Annotated in this window: 20 protein-coding genes and 1 other RNA gene; 9 read left to right on the top strand and 12 right to left on the bottom strand. The window is 61.5% G+C overall.

Translation table 11 applies throughout. From position 1 onward, the window contains the following. Positions 1-113 precede the first annotated feature (113 nt). The 4 genes from ligA to ffs all read left to right on the top strand — a co-directional run bounded on the left by ligA (position 114) and on the right by ffs (position 4,919). Positions 114-2,471, top strand: coding sequence for an NAD-dependent DNA ligase LigA (gene ligA, locus Q7F16_RS22705; protein WP_409556905.1), 2,358 nt, complete (start codon positions 114-116; stop codon positions 2,469-2,471). Positions 2,472-2,703: 232 nt separating this feature from the next. Further along, positions 2,704-3,864, top strand: a complete 1,161-nt coding sequence (locus Q7F16_RS22700) for a zinc-binding metallopeptidase family protein (RefSeq protein WP_095961976.1) — start codon at positions 2,704-2,706, stop codon at positions 3,862-3,864. Between the two features lie 153 nt (positions 3,865-4,017). Next, complete coding sequence (locus Q7F16_RS22695) at positions 4,018-4,401, top strand: hypothetical protein (protein WP_046063838.1); 384 nt, start codon at positions 4,018-4,020, stop codon at positions 4,399-4,401. A 421-nt stretch (positions 4,402-4,822) separates the two neighbouring features. Beyond that, positions 4,823-4,919, top strand: an RNA gene (gene ffs / locus Q7F16_RS22690) — signal recognition particle sRNA small type. A gap of 181 nt (positions 4,920-5,100) precedes the next feature. Here ffs and Q7F16_RS22685 read toward each other — a convergent pair. Then, positions 5,101-5,415 (bottom strand): helix-turn-helix domain-containing protein, encoded by a 315-nt coding sequence (locus Q7F16_RS22685; protein WP_014339392.1) that lies wholly within the window; start codon positions 5,413-5,415, stop codon positions 5,101-5,103. Between the two features lie 338 nt (positions 5,416-5,753). On the opposite strand from Q7F16_RS22685, the gene Q7F16_RS22680 reads away from it, so the two are divergent. Beyond that, entirely contained in the window at positions 5,754-7,502 is a 1,749-nt protein-coding gene (locus Q7F16_RS22680; RefSeq protein WP_014339391.1) for a putative bifunctional diguanylate cyclase/phosphodiesterase, read from the top strand. Here Q7F16_RS22680 and Q7F16_RS22675 read toward each other — a convergent pair. Beyond that, positions 7,448-8,218 (bottom strand): substrate-binding periplasmic protein, encoded by a 771-nt coding sequence (locus Q7F16_RS22675; RefSeq protein ID WP_409556904.1) that lies wholly within the window; start codon positions 8,216-8,218, stop codon positions 7,448-7,450. The two genes, Q7F16_RS22680 and Q7F16_RS22675, sit on opposite strands and share 55 nt — an antisense overlap. Positions 8,219-8,361: 143 nt before the next feature. On the opposite strand from Q7F16_RS22675, the gene dnaX reads away from it, so the two are divergent. From dnaX to recR, 4 genes are all read left to right on the top strand, one after another. After that, on the top strand, positions 8,362-10,437 hold the full coding sequence (gene dnaX, locus Q7F16_RS22670; RefSeq protein WP_014339390.1) for a DNA polymerase III subunit gamma/tau: 2,076 nt from the start codon (positions 8,362-8,364) through the stop codon (positions 10,435-10,437). A gap of 64 nt (positions 10,438-10,501) precedes the next feature. Beyond that, a complete protein-coding gene (locus Q7F16_RS22665; protein ID WP_003183512.1) occupies positions 10,502-10,840 on the top strand; it encodes a YbaB/EbfC family nucleoid-associated protein in 339 nt (112 codons plus the stop codon). Between the two features lie 283 nt (positions 10,841-11,123). After that, on the top strand, positions 11,124-12,158 hold the full coding sequence (locus Q7F16_RS22660) for an NADP-dependent oxidoreductase (RefSeq protein ID WP_409556903.1): 1,035 nt from the start codon (positions 11,124-11,126) through the stop codon (positions 12,156-12,158). Between the two features lie 66 nt (positions 12,159-12,224). Further along, the gene (gene recR / locus Q7F16_RS22655; RefSeq protein WP_003199585.1) at positions 12,225-12,827 is read left to right on the top strand and encodes a recombination mediator RecR; all 603 of its coding nucleotides are present in this window, start codon (positions 12,225-12,227) and stop codon (positions 12,825-12,827) included. 129 nt (positions 12,828-12,956) lie between these two features. Here the strand turns inward: recR and Q7F16_RS22650 are convergent, their stop codons facing one another. From Q7F16_RS22650 to Q7F16_RS22605, 10 genes are all read right to left on the bottom strand, one after another. After that, positions 12,957-13,505: an adenine phosphoribosyltransferase gene (locus tag Q7F16_RS22650; protein WP_046065271.1), complete on the bottom strand. Its 549-nt coding sequence runs from the start codon at positions 13,503-13,505 to the stop codon at positions 12,957-12,959. Positions 13,506-13,581: 76 nt separating this feature from the next. Further along, complete coding sequence (fnr, locus tag Q7F16_RS22645) at positions 13,582-14,316, bottom strand: fumarate/nitrate reduction transcriptional regulator Fnr (RefSeq protein ID WP_046065272.1); 735 nt, start codon at positions 14,314-14,316, stop codon at positions 13,582-13,584. Between the two features lie 94 nt (positions 14,317-14,410). Beyond that, positions 14,411-15,793 (bottom strand): oxygen-independent coproporphyrinogen III oxidase, encoded by a 1,383-nt coding sequence (hemN, locus tag Q7F16_RS22640; RefSeq protein WP_409556902.1) that lies wholly within the window; start codon positions 15,791-15,793, stop codon positions 14,411-14,413. A 301-nt stretch (positions 15,794-16,094) separates the two neighbouring features. Then, positions 16,095-16,778: a sulfite exporter TauE/SafE family protein gene (locus Q7F16_RS22635; protein ID WP_046065274.1), complete on the bottom strand. Its 684-nt coding sequence runs from the start codon at positions 16,776-16,778 to the stop codon at positions 16,095-16,097. Next, entirely contained in the window at positions 16,771-16,989 is a 219-nt protein-coding gene (ccoS, locus tag Q7F16_RS22630; RefSeq protein WP_003183505.1) for a cbb3-type cytochrome oxidase assembly protein CcoS, read from the bottom strand. The genes Q7F16_RS22635 and ccoS overlap by 8 nt, the downstream gene beginning before the upstream one ends. Positions 16,990-17,013: 24 nt before the next feature. Next, a complete protein-coding gene (locus Q7F16_RS22625) occupies positions 17,014-19,464 on the bottom strand; it encodes a heavy metal translocating P-type ATPase (RefSeq protein ID WP_409556901.1) in 2,451 nt (816 codons plus the stop codon). A gap of 159 nt (positions 19,465-19,623) precedes the next feature. Then, positions 19,624-20,163 carry a FixH family protein gene (locus Q7F16_RS22620; protein ID WP_014339383.1) on the bottom strand — a complete coding sequence of 180 codons (540 nt, stop codon included), beginning with the start codon at positions 20,161-20,163 and terminating at the stop codon, positions 19,624-19,626. An 11-nt stretch (positions 20,164-20,174) separates the two neighbouring features. Further along, positions 20,175-21,590: a cytochrome c oxidase accessory protein CcoG gene (gene ccoG / locus Q7F16_RS22615; RefSeq protein ID WP_046065276.1), complete on the bottom strand. Its 1,416-nt coding sequence runs from the start codon at positions 21,588-21,590 to the stop codon at positions 20,175-20,177. 247 nt (positions 21,591-21,837) lie between these two features. Continuing rightward, complete coding sequence (locus Q7F16_RS22610; RefSeq protein ID WP_214508891.1) at positions 21,838-22,248, bottom strand: type II toxin-antitoxin system VapC family toxin; 411 nt, start codon at positions 22,246-22,248, stop codon at positions 21,838-21,840. Then, positions 22,249-22,503 carry a type II toxin-antitoxin system Phd/YefM family antitoxin gene (locus Q7F16_RS22605; protein ID WP_046065278.1) on the bottom strand — a complete coding sequence of 85 codons (255 nt, stop codon included), beginning with the start codon at positions 22,501-22,503 and terminating at the stop codon, positions 22,249-22,251. It lies immediately after the preceding gene. Between the last annotated feature and the right edge of the window lie 92 nt (positions 22,504-22,595).

Raw genomic sequence — 22,595 nt, 5'->3', positions numbered from 1 at the left:
CTGGGGCTTTTTGTGGCGAGGGAGCTTGCTCCCGCTGGAGGGCGAAGCCCTCCCAAAAAGTCTTGAAAAAATGAGCAGCCCAGGCTGCTCTTTTGCTTTATGAGAGAACACCCATGAACGCCGTTGAAACCCGCATCCAAAAGCTGCGTACCGAGCTGGATCAGCACAACTACCGTTACCACGTCCTCGATGAGCCAAGCATCCCGGACGCCGAGTACGATCGCTTGTTCCACGAGCTCAAGGCCCTGGAAGAGCAACACCCGGAACTGGTAACCAGTGATTCCCCAACCCAGCGGGTCGGCAGCGTGGCACTGTCGGCGTTCAGCCAGGTGCGCCACGAGATCCCGATGCTCAGCCTGGGCAACGCCTTCGACGAAACCACCATGCGTGAATTCGACCGCCGGGTGACCGAAGGCCTCGACCTGCCCATGGGCGATTTGCTGGGCGGTGGCGCGGCGGTGGAATACAGCTGCGAGCCGAAGCTCGATGGCCTGGCGGTCAGCCTGTTGTATCAGGACGGCATGCTGGTGCGCGGAGCCACGCGCGGTGACGGCACCACGGGCGAGGACATCAGCGTCAACGTGCGTACCGTGCGCAACATCCCCCTCAAGTTGCAGGGCAGTGGCTGGCCGCCAGTGTTGGAAGTGCGCGGCGAGGTGTACATGTCCAAGGCCGGCTTCGAGCGCCTCAACGCCACGCAACTGGAAGCGGGTGGCAAGACCTTCGCCAACCCGCGCAACGCCGCGGCGGGGAGCCTGCGCCAGCTGGATTCCAAGATCACCGCCAACCGCCCGCTGGAATTCTGCTGCTACGGTATCGGTCAGGTGACCGCGGACATTGCCGATACCCACATCGGCAACCTCAAGCAGCTCAAGGCCTGGGGCCTGCCCATCAGCCGTGAATTGAAGCTGGCCCACGGTATTGACGAATGCCTGGATTACTACCGCGACATCGGCGAGCGGCGCAATGCGTTGCCTTATGAAATCGACGGGGTGGTGTTCAAGGTCAACAGCATCGCCTCTCAGCGCGAGCTCGGTTTCCGCGCCCGGGAACCGCGCTGGGCCATTGCCCATAAGTTTCCCGCCTCTGAAGAACTCACCGAATTGCTGGACGTCGAGTTTCAGGTCGGCCGTACCGGCGCTGTCACGCCCGTGGCACGCCTCAAACCAGTCAAGGTCGCTGGCGTGACCGTGGCCAATGCCACCTTGCACAACATGGACGAAGTGGCGCGCCTGGGTCTGATGATCGGCGACACCGTGATCATCCGCCGTGCCGGCGACGTGATCCCGCAAGTGGTGCAAGTGATCATCGAGCGCCGCCCGGACGATGCCCGCCCCGTGGAGATCCCCCAGCAGTGCCCGGTGTGTGGTTCCCATGTCGAGCGCACGCAACTGATCAAGCGCAGCAAGGGCCGTGAAACCATCAGCGAAGGCGCGGTGTACCGCTGCGTCGGTCGCCTGGCCTGTGGTGCGCAGCTCAAGCAGGCCATCATTCATTTTGTGTCGCGCCGGGCCATGGACATCGAGGGGCTGGGGGAGAAGAGCGTCGAGCAGCTGGTGGATGAGGGCCTGGTGGGATCGCCCGCCGATCTGTATGCCCTGACCTTCGAGCAGGTGGTCGACCTGGAAGGCTTCGCCGAACTGTCGAGCAAGAACTTGCTGGCAGCTATCGTCGACAGCAAAAAACCGAGCCTGGCGCGTTTTATCTACGCCCTCGGTATCCCGGATGTGGGTGAGGAAACCGCCAAGGTCCTGGCTCGCTCTCTTGGTTCGCTGGAGCGTGTACAGGCGGCTTTACCCCAGGTGCTCACCTACTTGCCTGACGTCGGCCTGGAAGTCGCCCACGAGATCCACAGCTTCTTCGAAGACCCACACAACTGCCAGGTGATCAAGGACCTGCTGCGCCACGGCCTGGAGATCCAGGACCAAGGCGAGTTGGGCGCCGAGTTCTCCGCCAGCACCACCCTGGGTGGCTTTCTCGACAAGCTGAACATCCCTTCGGTCGGCCCTGGCGGGGCGCAGAAACTGGCGGACAAGTTCGGCTCACTCGAGGCGGTGATGAACGCCGACTGGCTGGACATGCGCCAGGCGTTGCCGGAAAAACAGGCCAACGCTGTGCGCGAGTTCTTCGCCATTGCCGCCAACCGTCAGCAGGGCCAAGCAGCGGAGCAACAGCTGCGCGACTTTGGCATGCATTGGCAGAGCGAGAAAAAGGTCGTCGAAGGCTTGCCCGAGGCGGGTCACACCTGGGTGCTGACCGGTTCGCTGGAGTTGATGAGCCGCGACGTCGCCAAGGACAAGCTGGAGAGCCTGGGGGCCAAGGTCGCCGGTTCCGTGTCGGCGAAAACCCACTGCGTGGTGGCGGGGCCGGGCGCCGGTTCGAAACTGACCAAGGCCAATGAGCTGGGGCTCAAGGTGCTCGATGAACAAGCCTTTGTCGATTTCTTGACAGGGCATGGCATCACGCTCTGAGCATGGGCTCCCGGCTCTCGTGGCGAGGGAGCTTGCTCCCGCTCGGCGGCGCAGCCGTCGTAAAGCCGGATAACGCGTCCCTCTGAAGGCATGCGTCGTCCCGATTGGGGTGGCTGCGCCACCCAGCGGGAGCAAGCTCCCTCGCCACGGTCTATGGCGCTATGACGCAACGCGTTGGAACGATCATGAACGTAAGGTGATCTAGTCTTGCAGGCTCCAGGGAGAGATCGCCATGTACCGCTTCTTCGAACAACTGAGCTCACGCATCGCCGCGCCATTCATGGGCGACCGTTCACGCAACAGCAAGGTCTGGCCGTGCCGCTGTGGCCAGTCGTTGTTTTTTCGCAATAGCCAGTGCCTGGCCTGCCTGGCGGCGCTGGGTTATCAACCTGAGCAGAGTCGCCTGACGTCCCTGCAACCTGGCGAGCAAGCCGGGACCTGGACGCTGGACGCCGATCCCCAGGCCGGGCTGTTCCGCCGTTGCGCCAACCTGGACACCGCGGCGGCCTGCAATTGGCTGCTGCCGGACAATGGGCGCGATACCCTGTGCGTAGCCTGTAGTCTGAACCGCACCATTCCCGACCTGTCGATCCCGGAGAACCCTGAACGCTGGCGCAAGGTCGAGACCGCCAAGCGCCGACTGGTCGCGCAGTTGATTACTTTCGGCTTGCCGGTCATTCCGAAAACCGTCGACGAAAATACCGGCTTGGCGTTTGATTTCATCGGTGTCGATCCCGATGGCAAATCGCCGATGACCGGCCATGCCAGCGGGCTGATCACCCTCGATATCAAGGAAGCTGACGATGCCCATCGTGAATCCGTGCGCCAGCAGATGCGCGAGCCGTATCGCACCTTGCTCGGGCATTTTCGTCATGAGGTGGGGCACTATTACTGGGACCGGCTGATCGCCAACAGCCAGTGGCTCGAAGCCTTTCGCGAGCTGTTCGGTGATGAGCGCGCCAGCTACACCGAAGCCCTGGAGCGGCACTACCAGCAAGGCGCGCCGCAGGACTGGCAAACCCGCTACGTCAGCGCCTATGCCACCATGCACCCGTGGGAAGACTGGGCGGAAACCTGGGCCCATTACCTGCACATGATGGATGCGGTCGACACCGCCCTGGGCTTCGGTATGAGCGCTCGGGAAATGGATTTCGACTACCAGCCGTTTCCGCCCGAAACCCTATACGATTCCGAGCACGCTGGCGGTGCGGCCTTCCTCTCGTTCGTCAACGCCTGGATCGAACTGGCTGGCATGCTCAACGAACTGTCCCGCAGCATGGGCCAGCCGGATTTCTACCCGTTCGTCGTACCGGCTGCCGTTATTACCAAGCTGCATTTCATCCATCTGGTGATTCAGGAAGAGGGCGGTCGGGCGGATGAGGTGCTGTTGTAGTTTTGCTCACGCAGCGAATGATTGAACATCCAAGTCGCTATTGAACTCATCTAATACATTGCCAGCTCTTCATGAAAGGCTGGCAAAGTTAAGTGATACCATTTGTTTTGATTGTGCCTGTCATTCATATTTTCCTTTAGCATGAAAACCGCCATGGATGATGGCGTTTTTATTATGGAAGATACGATGAAAAATCATGAGATGGATAAAACAGCGATAGTGCCTAATGCACCACGGAGGCTTTCCCAGGCCGGGCAAAGCCGATACACGATCATATTGGCCTGGCAGATCCCGGACAATATCCGTCCCGACCAGATTGCCGCGCACACCTTCAGGGTGACGGCCGTGACAGGTGGGCAGGGGCAGTTTGTCCCTGCAACCAGGGTGCAGCCGGATCACCGTGGCTGGTATCGACATGAGATCGGTGTCAGCGGGGCAGCCCAGCCGGTTTATTTCAATGTTCAAGTTCGGGCTCAAGCCGTTAATGGCCAATATGGACCGTTCTGTCCGGTGGTGGTTTGTAATACTTCGTCGTAAGTTGGAGGGTGGGCAAGCAATAATCTAGGCGAAACTAAAAGTGTGTAATCAGTTATGAGTGCTTAGTGCAAGCCTTCAATCTATTAGAGGTTCGCTCCATGCAGGCAAGCTCATTCCCACACGGGCGCTCGGATGTTCACGGATCCAGCCTCACCTCGATCCCCTGTGGGAGCGAGCTTGCTCGCGATAGCGCAGGCCAGCTTGCATCAATGTTGAATGTACCGACGCCTTCGCGAGCAAGCTCGCTCCCACCCACCAGGCATTCGGATGTCCGCAGAATTGACGCCCACCCCCGATCCCCCTGTGGGAGCAAGTGCTTGAACACCTTCATTTTTTTAATCCGGCACGAACGGTTGTAACTTCTTGCCAGATAGGTACAATGGCGCGGCTCGCCGTCAGGCGGGCGTCGTTATGGTGACCCCATCGGTCCCCCCGCAACGATTACCCGTGAACCTGGTCAGATCCGGAAGGAAGCAGCCACAGCGGGAACATTGTGTGCCGGGGTGTGGCTGGTGGGGTTGCCTCCATAACGCCCAAGCCTTCGTTCGCAAGGTTTGCCAAATCCATAATTTTTTTGTTCTGTTGATCGATATCGATCGGTGCTTTCTGCTGTTCAGGTTTTAGCCGGATAGGGCAGGCGAATGCCAAAGAGAATCCCAGTCGTCTCGCATCGACAGACCAGGTTTCTCTTTTACTGCATCAAGGCTTGGACAAGGCCTGGTCGACCGCTGCGATCAGCTTTCCCAGGTCCTTGGAGGGGGCTTTGTGTATGACACCGAACAGATACGCCCGCTGTTCGTCCTCATCGCCCATGTCGGCAAAAAAGGCTTTGAGTTGTACATCCAGCACATTGGCAAGCAGGAACAAGGCTTCGACGCTGGGGGTGTAGGTGCCGGTTTCGAAGCGGCTGATGGTTTTGGGGTCAAAACCGGTTTTTTCGCCAAGTTCAGCCTGAGTAAGCCCCGCTACTTTGCGGTAGCGTCTGATGGCTGGACCCAAACTTGAAATTTGCATCGCTTAATTCCCATTTAGAATCAAGAACTTAACGATAGATTTTCGCATTAGGCAACCGCGTGATCCATCACCTTGCTTTGCAAAATGTGATGTCTTTCGTAGAATCGGCCTTTGGCACGGGTATTTGGTGACCTGCTTCAGAAACCGGGGTGTGTGCAGAGACCGGGCCTTGCGTTTCTTGCCGCGATACAAGGCAAGGGTTGAAGCCCTCCCTTGGCACCACCAGGGCCCGCGCTCCAGCTGTTCTCAAAGTGTTTGAGCCTAGTTGATTTTCGCCTGTATTGGAGGCGGTGCAACCGCGCGCGACAAATGAGCCTGACTCATGGATGACTGCTTCGATGGATAAGAAGTACCGCAGAGCCGTTGACGCCGCCGCGATTTTTTCCGAAACCGATCTGAGCGGGCGCATCACCTACGTCAACGATCAATTTTGCAGCCTTTTTGGTTACCGGCGCGATGAGTTGCTGGGGGTGAACCATCGCCTGCTCAATTCCGGCGAGCACCCTGACGAATTCTTCAGCGCCATGTGGCGCACCATTGCCCTGGGCCAGGTCTGGAAAGGGGAAATCTGCAACCGGGCCAAGGACGGTACGTTGCACTGGGTCGACACCACCCTGGTGCCGGTGATCGATGACGAGACAGGGCACATCGAACGCTACCTGGCGATTCGCTTCGACGTCAGCGAAAAGCGTCGCCTGCTGCATTCGCTGCAATGGCGGGTCGGTCACGATGTGCTGACCGGACTGCCCAACCGCACTTATCTGTCCGATCTGCTGGACCAGGCCCTGGAGTTTTCCCGTGCGGAAAACTTGCCCCTGGCAGTGTGCATGCTCGATCTCGATGGCTTCAAGGCCGTCAACGACGGTTATGGCCATGCCAGCGGTGATCGGCTGTTGGTGGAGGTCGCCAGGCGCCTGCGCAGCATTGTGCGTGGCGAGGACGTGGTGGCGCGGCTGGGTGGGGACGAGTTCGTGCTGGTGCTGCGCCATGTGCGTGGGATGGATGAGTTGCATGCCGCGTTGAACCGGGTGTTGATCGCCGTTTCCATGCCGTATGGTATTGATGGCAAGGACATCAAGGTCTTCGCCAGCATTGGCGTCACGCTGTTTCCGTGGGACAACGAAGACGCCGAGACCTTGTTGCGCCACGCCGACCAGGCGATGTACGTGGCCAAGCAGAGCGGGCGCAACCGTTTCCACTTGTTCGATGTGTCCCGGGACAAGGAAGTGCGAGCCACTTACCAGACCGTCGAGCGGGTCCGCCAGGCTCTGGCCGGTAACGAGTTGCGGCTGCATTTCCAGCCCAAGGTCAATATGCGTCATGGCACCGTGGTCGGCCTGGAGGCGCTGCTGCGCTGGAAACATCCGCAACGTGGCCTGGTGCCGCCGAGGGAGTTCCTGCCGTTGGTGGAAGAGACCGACCTGATCGTCGAGATCGGCGAGTGGGTCATGGAGCAGGTATTGACCCAGTTGCAGCAATGGCAGCAAGCGGGGCAGGGCTGGCCGGTGAGTATCAATATCTCGGCGCGGCATTTTCAGCGGGCGGATTTTGTCGAGCGGCTGCGACAGGTGTTGGAAAGGCATCCGGCGGTACCGCCACGCCTGTTGGATCTGCAGATTGTCGAATCCGTCGCGGTGGAAAACCTTGCTCACGTCAGCGCCTGCCTCCAGGCCTGCCAGGCCTTGGGCGTGGGGTTTTCGCTGGGTGGTTTCGGCACTGGCTACTGCTCGCTCAACGACCTCAAGCACCTGCGCACGCAAACCATCAAGATTGACAAGACCTTTGTCCGCGACATTCTCCACGACCGCGACGACCTGGCACTGACCGAAGCGGTGATCGGCCTGGCCCGGGCGTTTGGCCGCGAGGTGGTCGCCGAGGGGTTGGACAGCCTTGAGCACGGCCAACTGCTGCTGCGCCTGGGCTGCGAGGTGGCACAGGGTTATTTCATCGCCCGACCCATGCCGTCCGAACAGATACCCGGGTGGGTGCAGGGGTTCATCCCGCCGTCGCAATGGCAGCAGCGGTCAGGCGATCAGGGGGAGGGTGCCTCGCTCCTGGCCCGCGATGCTTCGCTGCGGCCAGTGTAAAGCTGGATGATCGCGTCGATCTCCCCTGACGTTTTCATGTTCAGCAAGGTCCTCAGGATGCGTTGTGCTGGAATGTTCGGATCGTTGCGCACATAACAGCTCAACTGCTGTTCCTGAAGCATTGCCACTTCATGAAGTTGTCGATCAGCGGTATGGCGTTGATTGAACCAGTCCAGCGCCCACTGGTTACTGATCCCGTAGCGATATCTCCCGGCCAGCAGTTTCGCCAGCACTTGTTCCTGGCTGCGGGCATCGTCGCGGTGCAGTTGTCCGCGGTTGAACAGGGGCTGCAAGGTCGGATAGGTATAGCCGAGCACCGTGCCAATGCGCTGTTGCGGCAACGTGGCCAGTGTGATCGCCGCAGGGGCGCTTGCCGTGGCGACGATCAGGTCGCGCTGGAAAAACAACGGGATGCTCCACAGGTAATCGCCACTGTCCTTTACCCAGTCGGGGCTGACATAACAACGCATGTCGATCTCGCCTTGCTTCATGGCGCCGTCGAGCCGGGCGCGGGACAGAACGTGGAATTGCGCCGGCAGTCCCATCTGGGTCGCCAGGCTGGTCATGATATCGGGAAGGATGCCCTGGGTCGGGCGACCTCGTTCGATCTGCACCATGGGCATCGCCCAGCCGTCGGTAATGGCGAAACGCAAGGGCTCTTCCTCGGCAAAGCAACTGGTACCCAACAACAGCAAAGCCCCCATGGCTGAGCGCATAAACTCTCCTGACTGTGCAAAATCGTGTCGACAACCGAGTCTCTGACCCAATCTTAGTCAGATTAGACGAGCGCACCGGATGCAATTTCGCCCCTGCTCCGCTAGCATTAGCCGCTTATGTTCCTTCGTTGCGACGGTTTTCGATGAGTTATCAGGTTCTTGCACGTAAATGGCGTCCGCGCTCGTTCCGCGAAATGGTCGGCCAGACCCATGTGCTCAAGGCTCTGATCAATGCCTTGGACAGCCAGCGGCTGCACCATGCCTACCTGTTCACCGGCACCCGCGGCGTGGGCAAGACCACCATCGCGCGAATCATTGCCAAGTGCCTGAACTGTGAAACCGGCATCACCTCCACGCCTTGCGGCGAGTGCTCGGTCTGCCGGGAAATCGACGAGGGCCGTTTCGTCGACCTGATCGAGATCGACGCCGCCAGTCGCACCAAGGTCGAAGACACCCGCGAGCTGCTCGACAACGTGCAGTACGCGCCGAGCCGTGGGCGCTTCAAGGTCTACCTGATCGACGAAGTGCACATGCTTTCCAGCCATTCCTTCAATGCGCTGCTCAAGACCCTTGAGGAGCCGCCGCCCTACGTCAAGTTCATCCTGGCGACCACCGACCCGCAGAAACTTCCTGCAACGATTTTGTCGCGGTGCCTGCAGTTCTCCCTCAAGAACATGACGCCGGAACGGGTCGTCGAGCACCTGACCCACGTACTGGGCGTTGAGAACGTGCCCTTCGAGGACGATGCGCTGTGGCTGTTGGGCCGCGCCGCCGATGGTTCGATGCGCGACGCCATGAGCCTGACCGACCAGGCCATCGCGTTCGGTGAAGGCAAGGTCATGGCTGCCGACGTCCGGGCCATGCTTGGTACCCTCGATCATGGCCAGGTCTATGACGTCTTGCATGCGCTGATCGAAGGCGATGCAAAGGCGCTGCTCGAAGCGGTGCGTCACCTGGCCGAGCAGGGCCCGGACTGGAATGGCGTGCTCTCGGAAATCCTTAACGTGCTGCACCGGGTCGCCATCGCCCAAGCCTTGCCTGATGGCGTCGACAACGGTCATGGCGACCGTGATCGCGTATTGGCCCTGGCCCAGGCGCTGCCGGCCGAAGACGTGCAGTTCTATTACCAGATGGGCCTGATCGGCCGTCGCGACCTGCCCCTGGCACCGGATCCGCGCGGCGGCTTCGAAATGGTCCTGCTGCGAATGCTCGCGTTCCGGCCAGCCGATACGACGGACGTCCCGAGGCAAGCGCTAAAGCCAGTGGGGATCAGCCAGGCCACAGCTGATTCCGCCAAGCCAGTGGCTGCCGCGCCCGTCGTTGCGCCGGCAGTGGCTTCGGCTCCGGTAGCGCCGGCACCTGTGGCAGCACCGGCCCCGACACCTGTTGTCGCGGCCCCTGAGCCAGAACCTGAACCTGTCGTCGAGGCGCTGCCCGAACCGGTCGTCGAAGCCGTTGTCGACCTGCCCTGGAACGATCCGATCGAGCCCGAGGTTGTCCAGCAACCTGCCGTGGAGCCGGTCCTGGAGACCATCGCCGAGCAGCCTGAGTTGCCGCCGATGCCTTTGCCGACGCCTGACAGCGTGGTACTCGATGCACCAGAGTGGGTCGCCGCGCCGGTGCCTGAGCCGACGGTGGCCGACGTCGACGTCGCCACGCCGGGTATCGACCAGGACGACGAGCCACCGCTGGACGAGGATTACATCGAGCCGGACATGGATTCGGCCTACAGCTACCTGGACGACCTGGCCAGCGAGCACGCCGCTGAGCCGGCCCCGGAGCCCGAGCCGGAACCGGCGGCGATGCCAGCCACCGGGCTGGCCCTGCAATGGCTGGAACTGTTTCCTAAACTGCCGATCAGCGGCATGACCGGCAGCATCGCCGCCAACTGCACGTTGATGGCCGTGGAAGGTGACCATTGGCTGCTGCACCTGGACCCGGCCCACAGCGCACTGTTCAACGCGACCCAGCAACGTCGCCTCAACGATGCGCTGAACCAGTATCACCAGCGCACCCTGACGCTGACCATCGAGCTGATCAAGCCCGAGCAGGAGACCCCGGCCCAGGCTGCGTCCCGACGCCGTGCAGACCGTCAGCGCGAAGCCGAGGAGTCGATCCACGGTGATCCATTCATCCAGCAGATGATGCAACAGTTCGGCGCCGTGGTCCGTCACGATACTATCGAACCTGTCGAGGCCCCGGTCACCCAGGGCTCATAACTGAAGGCGCCGGGCCGAACGGGCCGGGCGCGTTGTTTATCCAAGTACTTTCGAGGTGATTCCCATGATGAAAGGTGGCATGGCCGGCCTGATGAAGCAGGCGCAGCAGATGCAGGAAAAAATGGCCAAGATGCAGGAAGAACTGGCCAACGCCGAAGTCACCGGCAAGTCCGGCGGCGACATGGTGACCGTGGTCATGACCGGTCGCCACGACATCAAACGCGTCAGCATCGACCCAAGCGTGGTCGAAGGCCTGAGCGAAGACGACAAGGAAATGCTCGAAGCCCTGTTCGCCGCCGCCGTCAATGACGCCGTGCGCAAGATCGAAGCCAACAGCCAGGACAAGATGTCCGGCATGACGGCCGGCATGCAACTGCCACCGGGCATGAAACTGCCGTTCTGATTCGCCATCCCGGTCGGGATGGGCTACACACAATGCCAGGCATCGCGCCTGGCATTTTTGTTTCTGTCTAGGGGCGAGCGAAACCTTACTTGTGGGAGCAAGGCTCTGTGGGAGCAAGGCTTGCCCGCGATGCAGACGCCTCGGTTTGTCGGAACTGCGCGCCATCGTTCATCGCGGGCAAGCCTTGCTCCCACAAGTACCCGCTGAACAAACATCGAACGCCGCCCCCTCGGCAATGGTCTGCTCCCTATACGTGCCACTCAACGATCAAGGAGACGCTTCCATGTCACAAGCATCGACCTCCAACCAGCGCATCGTCCTTGCCTCCCGACCCCACGGCGCCCCGACCCCGGAGAATTTGCGCCTGGAGCACGTGACACTGCCGGATCTGGCGGAGGGACAAATTCTGCTCAAGACACTGTTCCTGTCCCTGGACCCCTACATGCGCGGGCGAATGAGTGACGCGCCTTCCTACGCTGCTCCGGTAAAACTCGACGAGGTGATGACCGGCGGGGCCGTCAGCCGAGTGGAACGCTCGATGCACCCGAAATTCCAGGAGGGTGATCTGGTGGTGGGGGCCACCGGTTGGCAGAGCCACAGCATCAGCGACGGGCGCAACGTGATGCCCATCCCCTCGGGGCTGCCCAGCCCGTCGATGGCCCTGGGTGTGCTGGGCATGCCAGGCATGACCGCTTACATGGGGCTGATGGATATTGGCCAGCCCAAGGCCGGCGAGACCCTGGTGGTCGCGGCCGCTTCGGGCGCTGTGGGCTCGGTGGTCGGCCAGGTGGCGAAGATCAAGGGCCTGCGTGTCGTCGGCGTCGCGGGTGGCAGCGAGAAATGCAAGTACGTGGTCGACGAGCTGGGCTTTGACGCCTGTGTCGATCACAAGAGCGCGCATTTTGCCGAGGAACTGGCGCGGGCCTGTGACAAGGGCATCGACATCTATTACGAAAACGTCGGCGGCAAGGTCTTCGATGCCGTCGTGCCGCTGCTCAACGCCAAGGCGCGGATCCCGCTCTGTGGCCTGATCGCTTCCTACAACGATCATCAAGCGCCGAGCGGCCCGGATCGTTTGCCGCAGTTGCAGCGCACCTTGCTGAACAAGCGCGTGCGGATCCAGGGGTTTGTTGTGTTTGACGACTACGGTGATCGTCAGCCGGAGTTCATCAGCGCCATGGCCCCTTGGGTGCGCGATGGCAAGGTCAAGTTCCGTGAAGACGTGGTCAATGGCCTTGAGAATGCGCCACAGGCGTTTATCGGCCTGTTGGAAGGGCGCAACTTCGGCAAGTTGGTGGTGCGGGTCGCGCAGGATTGAGTATTTGACGCTAATCGGAGGCGCGGGTATAAACCGCGTCTCGTTGTTATGTCGGACATTTCCTCCATGAGCTTCAGCCCTTTGATTCGCCAACTGATCGATGCCCTGCGAACGTTGCCGGGTGTAGGTCAGAAAACTGCCCAGCGCATGGCGTTGCAATTGCTCGAGCGTGATCGCAGCGGCGGTTCGCGCCTGGCCCAGGCCCTGAGCCAGGCCATGGAAGGCGTAGGGCATTGCCGTTTATGTCGCACCCTCACCGAAGACGACCTTTGCCCGCAATGCGCCGACCCGCGTCGGGACGACAGCCTGCTCTGCGTGGTGGAAGGGCCGATGGATGTGTATGCGGTGGAGCAGACCGGCTTTCGTGGCCGTTATTTCGTGCTCAAGGGCCACTTGTCACCGCTCGACGGCTTGGGGCCTGAAGCCATCGGCATTCCACAGTTGATCGCGCGGATCGAAGAAGCGGGTACCTTCACGGAAGTCATCCTTGCTACGAACCCGACGGTCGAAGGCGAAGCCACCGCCCATTACATTGCCCAATTGCTCAACAACAAAGGCCTGATCGCCTCGCGCATCGCCCACGGCGTGCCGCTGGGTGGAGAGCTTGAGTTGGTGGATGGCGGGACACTGGCGCATTCGTTTGCGGGGCGCAAGCCGATCGCCTTGTAACAGCAGCAAAAATCCCTGTGGGAGCGAGCTTGCTCGCGATGGCGGTAGATCAGCCAATATCTATGTTGGCTGACACATCGCTATCGCGAGCAAGCTCGCTCCCACAGGGGTTGTGTTTCGTTGGCGAGATTATTTTTCGCTGAGCGAGAACTGCGTCAGGCAGAACGTCGGTATTCCCATGTCTTCCAGGCGCTGGGAGCCGAGCAGCTCCGGCAGGTCAATGATCGCCGCGGCTTCATGGACCTTGGCGCCCATGCGGCGGATCAGGTTGGCAGCGGCGATCAGCGTGCCGCCAGTGGCGATCAGGTCATCGAACATCACCACCGAATCACCCTCGCACAAGCTATCGGCGTGCACTTCAAGGAAGGCTTCGCCGTATTCGGTCTGGTAACCCTCGGCCAGCACATCGGCCGGCAGCTTGCCTTGCTTGCGGAACAAGATCAGCGGCTTGTTCAACTGATAGGCCAGGATCGAGCCGATCAGGAAACCCCGCGCATCCATCGCGCCGATATGAGTGAAGTCGGCCTCGACATAGCGGTGGGCGAAACTGTCCATGACCAGTCGCAGGGCAGTTGGAGATTGGAAGAGCGGGGTAATGTCGCGAAAGATCACGCCGGGCTTGGGGAAGTCGATCACGGGGCGGATCAGGGATTTGATGTCGAAGGAGTCAAAGACCATCGTGGAAGTGTCCTGGCAGGGCTGCAAACGCGGCAGTATAGCGCGGCTGGGAACATCCCTCAGCCGCGCTGGCTCATCAGCCGTCGATCGAGCCGCCGGCCAGGGCGCAGAGCTGGATCGGGTCGAGAATGTGAATTTCCTTGCCTTCTGCGGCAATCAACTCGTTCTGCTGGAAGCGTGTGAAGACCCTGGACACGGTTTCCACCGCCAGGCCCAGGTAATTGCCGATTTCGTTGCGCGACATGCTCAAGCGGAACTGGTTGGCCGAGAACCCGCGGGCGCGGAAGCGTGCCGAGAGGTTGACCAGGAACGTGGCGATACGCTCGTCGGCGGTTTTTTTCGAAAGCAGCAGCATCATTTGCTGATCGTCACGGATTTCCCGGCTCATGACCCGCATCAACTGGCGGCGCAGTTGCGGCAGCTGTATGGCCAGCTCGTCCAGGCGATCGAAGGGGATTTCGCACACCGAGGTGGTTTCCAGCGCCTGGGCCGAGACCGGATGGGACTCGGTGTCCATTCCGGACAGGCCCACCAGTTCACTGGGCAGGTGGAAGCCGGTGAGCTGTTCTTCGCCGCCGTCGCTCAGGTTGAAGGTCTTCAAGGCGCCCGAGCGCACCGCATAGACCGAATCAAAGGTATCGCCCTGGCGAAACAGGAATTCACCTTTTTTCAACGGGCGGCCCCGTTTAACGATGTCATCCAGCGCGTCCATGTCCTCCAGGTTCAGCGAAAGTGGCAGGCAGAGGGGGGCCAGGCTGCAATCCTTGCAATGGGCCTGGTTGTGGGCGCGCAGTTTGACTGGCTCGGACATTTCTTAAATCCTTGTGGGAAATCACGCATAAGGCGTAAGGGTACCCCAGAGATGGCACTCCGGCCAGTGCGGTGTCGTCGTCAAATTGTCGCGCTCAAATAACTCGGGAGAAGCGTTGGCGATTGTGCTGCTCCAGGTAGGCATCGAACACCATGCACACCGATCTCACCAGTAGGCGCCCGGCGGGCAATACCCGGATATGGGTGTCATCCAGCTCGATCAGCCCATCCGCGGCCATGGCCTGCAATTGCGGCCATTGCTGCGCGAAGTAACCACGAAAGTCGATGTTGAAGGTTTGCTCGATCTCGGCGAAGGGCAGGTGGAAATGACAGATCAACTGCTGGATCACCGCGCGCCGCAACCGGTCGTCGGCATTGCAGATCAGCCCGCGACTGGTCGTCAGTTGCCCGTCGGCGAGGGTGTTCTGGTAATGGTTCAGGTCACTGCTGTTCTGGCAGTACAAATCGCCGATCTGGCTGATGGCTGACACGCCAAGGCCGATCAGATCGCAATGGCCGTGGGTGGTGTAGCCCTGGAAGTTGCGCTGCAACGTGGCCTCTTCCTGAGCGATCGCCAGTTCGTCGTCGGGCAGGGCGAAGTGGTCCATGCCGACATAGCGGTAACCGGCGGCGGTCAGTTGTTCGATGGTGCCTTGCAGCATCGCCAGTTTCTGCTCCGGGGTAGGCAAGTCCTGGCTATTGATGCGCCGCTGGGGCATGAAGCGTTCCGGCAGGTGGGCGTAGTTGAACACCGAGAGCCGGTCCGGTTGCAGGTGGATGACTTCCTGGACGGTGCGGGCGAAGTTTTCCGGGGTCTGCTTGGGCAGGCCGTAGATCAGGTCAATGTTGATCGAACGGAATTGCAAGGTCCGGGCGGCTTCGACCACTGCACGGGTTTCCTCGAGGCTTTGCAGGCGATTGACGGCCCGCTGCACCGCTGGATCAAGGTCTTGCAGGCCGATACTGACCCGGTTGAAGCCCAGTTCGCGCAACAGACCCATGGTCGACCAGTCGGCTTCCCTGGGGTCGATTTCGATGCCGTAGTCGCCGGAATCGTCGTCCAGCAGGTTCAGGTGCTGGCGCAGCTTGGCCATCAGTTGGCGCAGTTCATCGTGGCTGAGGAACGTCGGGGTACCGCCGCCAAAGTGCAACTGTTCTACGCGCTGGGTGGGGTCCAGGTGGCAGCCGATCAGTTGGATTTCCTGTTCCAGGCGCTGCAGATAGGCGTGGGCGCGGCCGCGGTCCTTGGTGATGACCTTGTTGCAGGCGCAGTAGTAGCAAATGTTCGCGCAGAACGGTATGTGCACGTACAGCGACAGCGGCCGCAGGGCCTTGCGGCTGTCGCGCAGGGCGTGGAGCAGGTCGAAGGTGCCCACCTGGCTGGCGAACTGCGCCGCAGTGGGGTACGAGGTGTAGCGTGGTCCCGCCAGGTCGTAACGGCGGATGAGATCTGAGTCCCAACAAATGGTGTCGAGCATGCGGGCATTCCCCGGATAGACTGGCATGCGGCGAGTCTAGGGGCGCGTGGGCGTGGCCGTTTTGATTTGCGTCAACGGGCTCGCTGCGAAGGAGGGTGTGCATGGTTTTTGAGGACGACGCATGACCTGTGGGAGCCGAGCTTGCTCGCGATGACGGCGGCACATTCAACAGGGATGTCAGCTGAACCACCGCTATCGCGAGCAAGCTTGGCTCCCACACTTGATCTAGGGCGCTCACAAATGTGGTGTTCACCACAAGTCTTCTGTGGGAGCGAGCCTGCTCGCGATGGGGGCAACTCGGTCAATGCCCCATGAGCCAATGCTGGTGCGGCCCCGGTAGTGTCCATATGCCGAAAATAATCACCAGCAACCCACCGGCCATGCGCACGCTGCGTTTGCGCAGCAGGGCGGTGACGCGTTCGGCGGCCAGGCCCGTGGCGAGCAGCACCGGCCAGGTGCCCAGGCCGAAGGCGAGCATCAGCAGCGCGCTGTCCAGTGCATTGCCCTGGCTGGCGGACCAGAGCAGGGTGCTGTAGACCAGGCCGCACGGCAGCCAGCCCCACAGCGCGCCGAGCAGCAAGGCCCGGGGCAGGCTCGACACCGGCAGCAACCGGTTGGCGACGGGCTGGATGTGCCGCCACAAACCACGCCCCACGCTTTCGATGCGCGTCAGGCCGCTCCACCAGCCCGCCAGGTACAGGCCCATGGCAATCAACAGCAAGCCGGCCAGCACCCGCATGATCATCGCTGCCGGACTGTTGGACACGGCCCAGCCGGCCAGGCCGATCAGCAACCCGGCGGTGGCGTAGCTCAGGATCCGTCCCAGGTTGTACGCCAGCAGCAACCGAAAGCGGCGGCTGCGTTGTTCCTTGGGGATCGCCAGGGTCAGGGCGCCCATCAGGCCGCCGCACATGCCCAGGCAGTGGCCGCCGCCGAGCAGGCCAAGGATAACCGCCGAAACCAGCAGTGGCGCCAGATCAAGCATGGGGCGGAGCCTTATCGTCCGGCTTGCGGGCCTCGCCACTGGCTTCGTCCACCGCCGCCTTGTGGTTCGGGTCCTGGTCGTCGAACAGAATGCTGTGGGCCGGACCGTCGAGGTCGTCGTACTGGCCGCTGTCCACGGCCCAGAAGAAAATGTACACGGCGATGGCCACGATCAGCAGCGCGGCCGGGATCATCACGTAGAGAGCTGGCATGTCGGAACTCCATGCCCGCGCGGCTCAGGCCGGCAGCGGGCGGGTATCGGGCGTGGCGTCGAAAGCCTGCGCCTTGGGCTGACGCGTCAGCCTCAGCGCATTCAACACCACGGTCAACGAACTGATGGACATGCCGACCGCCGCCCACACCGGCGTAATCCAGCCGAGGGCGGCGAACGGCAACATGAGGCCATTGTACAACCCTGCCCACACCAGGTTCTCAATGATCACCCGGCGGGTGCGTCGGGCCAGGCTGAAGGCGTGGATCAGGGCGTCGAGGCGGTTGGACAGCAGCACGGCGTCGGCGCTGGTCTTGGCCAGGTCGGTGGCCGAGCCCATGGCGACACTGATGTCCGCCGCCGCCAGCACGGGCACGTCGTTCACCCCATCGCCGAGCATCAATACCTTGCGGCCCTGTTGATGCAACTGCTGCAACACGGCCAGTTTGTCGTCCGGGCGCAGGCCGCCGCGGGCTTCATCGATGCCCAGCTCGGCGGCGACGCTGGCAACCATGGGTGAACTGTCACCCGACAATAGCAGCGTCCGCCAGCCCCGTGCCTTGCAGGCCGCCAGCAGTGCAGGGGCATCGACGCGCAAGCGGTCATCGAGGACGAACCAGGCCAGCGGCCCGATCTCATCGCCCAGCAACAGCCATTGCCCGGGCTCATCCGGCATCACCGGCACCGTCGCGCCACTGAGTTCGCAGACAAAACCGGGTTGGCCGATGCGCAGGCGCTGTTCCGCCACGAGGCCTTCCAGCCCCAGCCCCGGGGTGCTTTGTACCTGCTCGGCGGCCAGTGGTGCGCGGCCGAAGGCGCGGGCGATGGGGTGTTCGGAACGGTTTTCCAGGGCGGCGGCCAGGCCCAGGCATTGATCGCTGTCGAGGGCCGCCAATGGCCGAATGGCGCGCAACGCCAGGCGACCTTCGGTGAGGGTGCCGGTTTTGTCGAAAATCACCGTGTCGATCTGGTTCAGGCCTTCCAGCACATGGCCGCGCGTCAGCAGCAGGCCGAGCTTGTGCAGGGTGCCGGTAGCAGCGGTGAGGGCAGTTGGCGTGGCGAGGGACAACGCGCAAGGGCAGGTGGCGACCAACATCGCCAGGACGATCCAGAAGGCCCGCGAGGCATCCAGTTGCCACCACAACAGGCCGATGGCCGCAGCCGCGACCAGGGAGAACAACAGGAACCATTGGGCAGCGCGATCGGCGATTTCCGCCAGTCGCGGCTTCTCGGCCTGGGCCCGTTCCAGCAGCCGCACAATGGCCGACAACCGGGTGTCTTGCCCGAGGGCCAGCACCTCGACCGTCAAGGCCCCTTCGACGTTCAGCGTGCCGGCGGTGACCGCGTCGCCCACTTGCCGAGGTTGTGGCAGGTATTCGCCGGTCAGCAGCGATTCGTCGATGCTGGACTGGCCATCCAGGATCCTGCCATCGGCCGGCAGGACCGCCCCGGGATGCACCAGCACCCGGTCACCGGTGCGCAATTCGCTGAGCAGGATGCGTTCACTCTGGCCGTTATCCTCCAGGCGCAGGCATGAGGCCGGCAACAGATTGACCAGTTGGGCGGTGGCAGCAGCCGTGCGCTCCCGAGCCCGGCGTTCCAGGTAACGGCCGGCCAGCAGGAACAGGGCGAACATGCCTACGGCATCGAAGTACAACTCGCCAACGCCGGTAATCGACGTCCAGATCCCGGCGACGTAAGCGCCGCCGATGGCCAGGGAGACTGAAACGTCCATGGTCAGGTGACGAGTGCGCAGGTCGCGCATGGCGCCTTTGAAGAACGGCGCGCAGCTATAGAACACGATGGGCGTGGTGAGAAACAGGGCAACCCAGCGCAGGATGGTGTGCATCTCCGGGCTCAGGTCGATGTTGAATTCCGGCCAGGTGGCCATGGTCGCCATCATCGCCTGGAACCACAACAGACCGGCTACACCCAATTGGCGCAGGGCCAGGCGGTTTTGTGCGGCGAGTTGTTCACAGGCCTGGTCGGCCTGGTACGGGTGGGCGACGTAGCCGATCTGGCGCAATTCGGCGAGCAGCGTGCTCAGCGGCAGTTGAGCGTCGGCCCAGCGTACATGCAGGCGATGATTGGACAGGTTCAATCGCGCTTCGGCCACGGCGGGCAGGCTGCGTAATTGTTTTTCGATCAACCAGCCGCAGGCGGCGCAACTGATGCCTTCCATCAACAGGGTGGTTTCGGCCAGTTCGCCTTCATGGCGGACGAATGATTGCTGCACGTCAGGGCGATCGTACAGCGCCAGTTCATCGGTTAACTGGACGGGCAGGGATTCGGGGTTGGCCGACGCTTCGCTGCGATGCTGGTAATAACTTTCCAGGCCGCCGGCGACAATGGCCTCGGCCACCGCCTGGCAGCCCGGGCAGCACAACTCGCGGGTTTCACCGAGGACAACGGCGGTGAAGCGACTGCCAGGGGGGACGGGCAGGGCGCAGTGGTAGCAGGGCTGTGGAGTGGTCATGGGTATCGCATGAAGCCTTTTGTGGCGAGGGAGCTTGCTCCCGCTCGGCTGCGAAGCAGTCGTAATCTAAGAGCGCAATATGCCTGAAGGATCGCTGGATCAAAAAGCAGGGCCGCTTCGCGACCCAGCGGGAGCAAGCTCCCTCGCCACAAAAGCGGCTTATTTTTTCAGGTCTTCAGCGCCTTGCAGCGGCTCATCGCCGAGCAGGATGTCCTGGTCGTGGTTGATCTGTTCTTCTTCGAACAGGCGCCAGGTCTTGTCGTTCTCCACCCCCAGCAATTCGACAAAGCGCCGGCCTTCGATCTTGTCCGTCAGCTGACCGACGTAGCGTCCCGGTTCGCTGTCGTTGCGGGTCAGGACGATCTTGCGGTCCTTCTCCGGCTGGGTCGGCGAGATCAGGCTCAGTTCCAGGGTCTGGGGCCGGCTGTTGCCGTTCAGGCGCAGGTTCACTTCGCCGGTAACGTCATCCAGTTGCACGTTGGCATGCAGTTGCAGGGTCTGGGCGAGCAATTCGCGCTCCAGCGAGCGGTTGATGCCCTTGCCGGCTTCGTAATAGTTGTCGTTGACCAGGTTATCCGGGTTCTTCACCGCAATGGTCACCATCGTCAGGCTCAGTGTCACCGAGCAGGTCAGGATCGCGATGATGATCCAGGGCCAGAGGTGCTTGTACCAAGGGCTGGTGGCGGTTGCTGCAGGCATGTTCAGTTCTCTCAACGAGTTTGTGGGCCGATGAACCGGCTCTTGGCTTCGACATGTACGCTTTCGTCATCGGCGTCCTTGAGGATGAAGGTCACCTCGTTGGTGCTCGATGGCAGTTGCTCCGGTGCGCTGGACAGTTCAACCGGCTGGCTGTAGATCTCGCCGGCCGCGACCTTGATTTCCCGCCGGCCTTGCAGCTTGAGGTCGGGCAGGCCGGCGGCTTCCAGGACGTACGTATGGTCGCGCTGGTCTTTGTTCATGATCTTCAGGCTGTAGACGTTCTCGATCCGGCCTTCGGCGTTTTCGCGGTAGAGCACGCGGTCCTTGCTGACGTCGAAACCCACCAGCGAGCGCATGAAGAACGCCGTCGCCAACAGGCTCATCATGGTCAGCAGCACCAAGGCATAACCGATCAGGCGCGGGCGCAGTTTATGGGTTTTCTGCCCCGAAAGGTTGTGTTCGGTGGTGTAGCTGATCAGGCCGCGTGGATAATCCATCTTGTCCATGATGTTGTCGCAGGCATCGATGCAGGCCGCGCAGCCGATGCACTCGATCTGCAGGCCGTCACGGATATCGATGCCCGTAGGGCAGACCTGGACGCACATGGTGCAGTCGATGCAATCCCCGAGGCCCAGGGCTTTGTAATCAACGCCCTTCTTGCGCGGGCCACGGCTTTCGCCACGACGCGGGTCGTAGGAAACGATCAGGGTGTCCTTGTCGAACATCACGCTCTGGAAGCGCGCGTAAGGGCACATATAGATGCACACCTGTTCACGCAGCCAGCCGGCATTGCCGTAGGTGGCGAGGGTGAAGAAGCCGATCCAGAAATACGACCAGCCATCGGCCTGGCCGGTAAAGAACTCGAACACCAGTTCGCGGATTGGCGTGAAGTAACCGACAAAGGTCACGCCGGTGACGAAGCCGATCAGCAGCCACAGGCTGTGCTTGGCGAACTTGCGCAGGAATTTGTTGGCGCCCATGGGGGCCTTGTCGAGCTTGATACGCTGATTGCGGTCGCCTTCGGTGACTTTTTCGCACCACATGAAGATCCACGTCCACACGCTCTGGGGGCAGGTGTAGCCACACCACACTCGTCCGGCATAGACCGTGATGAAAAACAGGCCAAAGGCGGCAATGATCAACATCCCGGACAGCAGGATGAAATCCTGGGGCCAGAAGGTCGCGCCGAAAATGAAGAACTTGCGTTCCGGCAGGTTCCACCAGACGGCCTGATGGCCGCCCCAGTTCAACCAGACCGTACCGAAATACAGCAGGAACAATAGCGCGCCGCCGACCATTCGCAGGTTGCGGAACAGGCCAGTGAAGGCGCGCGTGTAGATTTTTTCCCGAGAGGCATACAGGTCGACGCTTTTGTTCGCGTCCTTGGCAGGCGGAGTGACGTCATGTACCGGAATCTGGTTACTCATCAAATGCATCCCACGGCAGTGGAAAAGTGCCGGGGCCAGTACGTGCCGACCACGGTCAGAAAGGGTGTTGCGGTGGCGCAATGATACGCCTGTCGCTCTAGCCCAAGGGTGCGACCTTTGGTCGCGTTGGGGGTCTGCATAGAATGGTGTAGCGGATGTAACAAGTCATGACTCAGATCAATTGACTATAGACATTCTGTGGCGTTGGCGAGCTGAAGGGCACCTTGTGATGACTGCCGAATATGCATCAGCCAACCCACGGGTTGAGCACCGCCACACCGCTGCTCTGGAAATCACTCACGTTGCGGGTCACCACGGTCAGCCCATGGACCAGGGCGGTAGCGGCAATCAATGCATCACATTCATTGCTGCGGTCGGGCACATGCAGGCGAGCGCAACGCAGTGCGACGGCGCGGTCCACGGCCAGGATCCTGCCGGCAAAGGCGGGCATCACGTGATTATCCAGCCAGGCCCGCAGGCGACTGCCCTGCGTCGGGTCCTTGCGTTCGAAGCGCAGCACGCCGGTTTCCAGTTCCAGTACGGTGATCGCCGAGACATACAGGCTGGGAGCAGGAACGCTGCGCGCCCAGGCCTGGACGTTCTTGTCTGCCTGGGGTTTGCGCAGCTCCGAGATGACATTGGTATCGAGTAAAAACATTCAGGACAGGTCCACCGAGCGGGGTGTGATGACGGCGCGCTCGGTATCGAAGTCGATGTCCGGCGCATCGGGCATGACCAGCAACTCGACAATGCTGGCTTTGATGCCGGTCAGTTTCTGGTACTCCTCAATGCTTAGCAGCACATGGGCCGGCTTGCCACGGTCGGTGATGATCACCGGCCCTTCACGGGTGGCTTTTTTGGCACCGCTTGTGTCGTGGTTGAATTCGCGGCTGGAGATGGTGGTGATGGACATGGAGGCGTCCTCATTGAGCTCGAATGTAGGCACGTTACTACTCGTCTGGGTGACCCGCAAGCGAAACGGATTTGCCCAAATTTTTCGGCCAG

It is taken from the genome of Pseudomonas sp. Lb2C2, assembly GCF_052112205.1.
GTDB lineage: Bacteria > Pseudomonadota > Gammaproteobacteria > Pseudomonadales > Pseudomonadaceae > Aquipseudomonas > Aquipseudomonas kilonensis.
The sequence above is the reverse complement of the archived record's forward strand: the minus strand, read 5'-3'. Positions and strand labels throughout refer to the sequence as shown.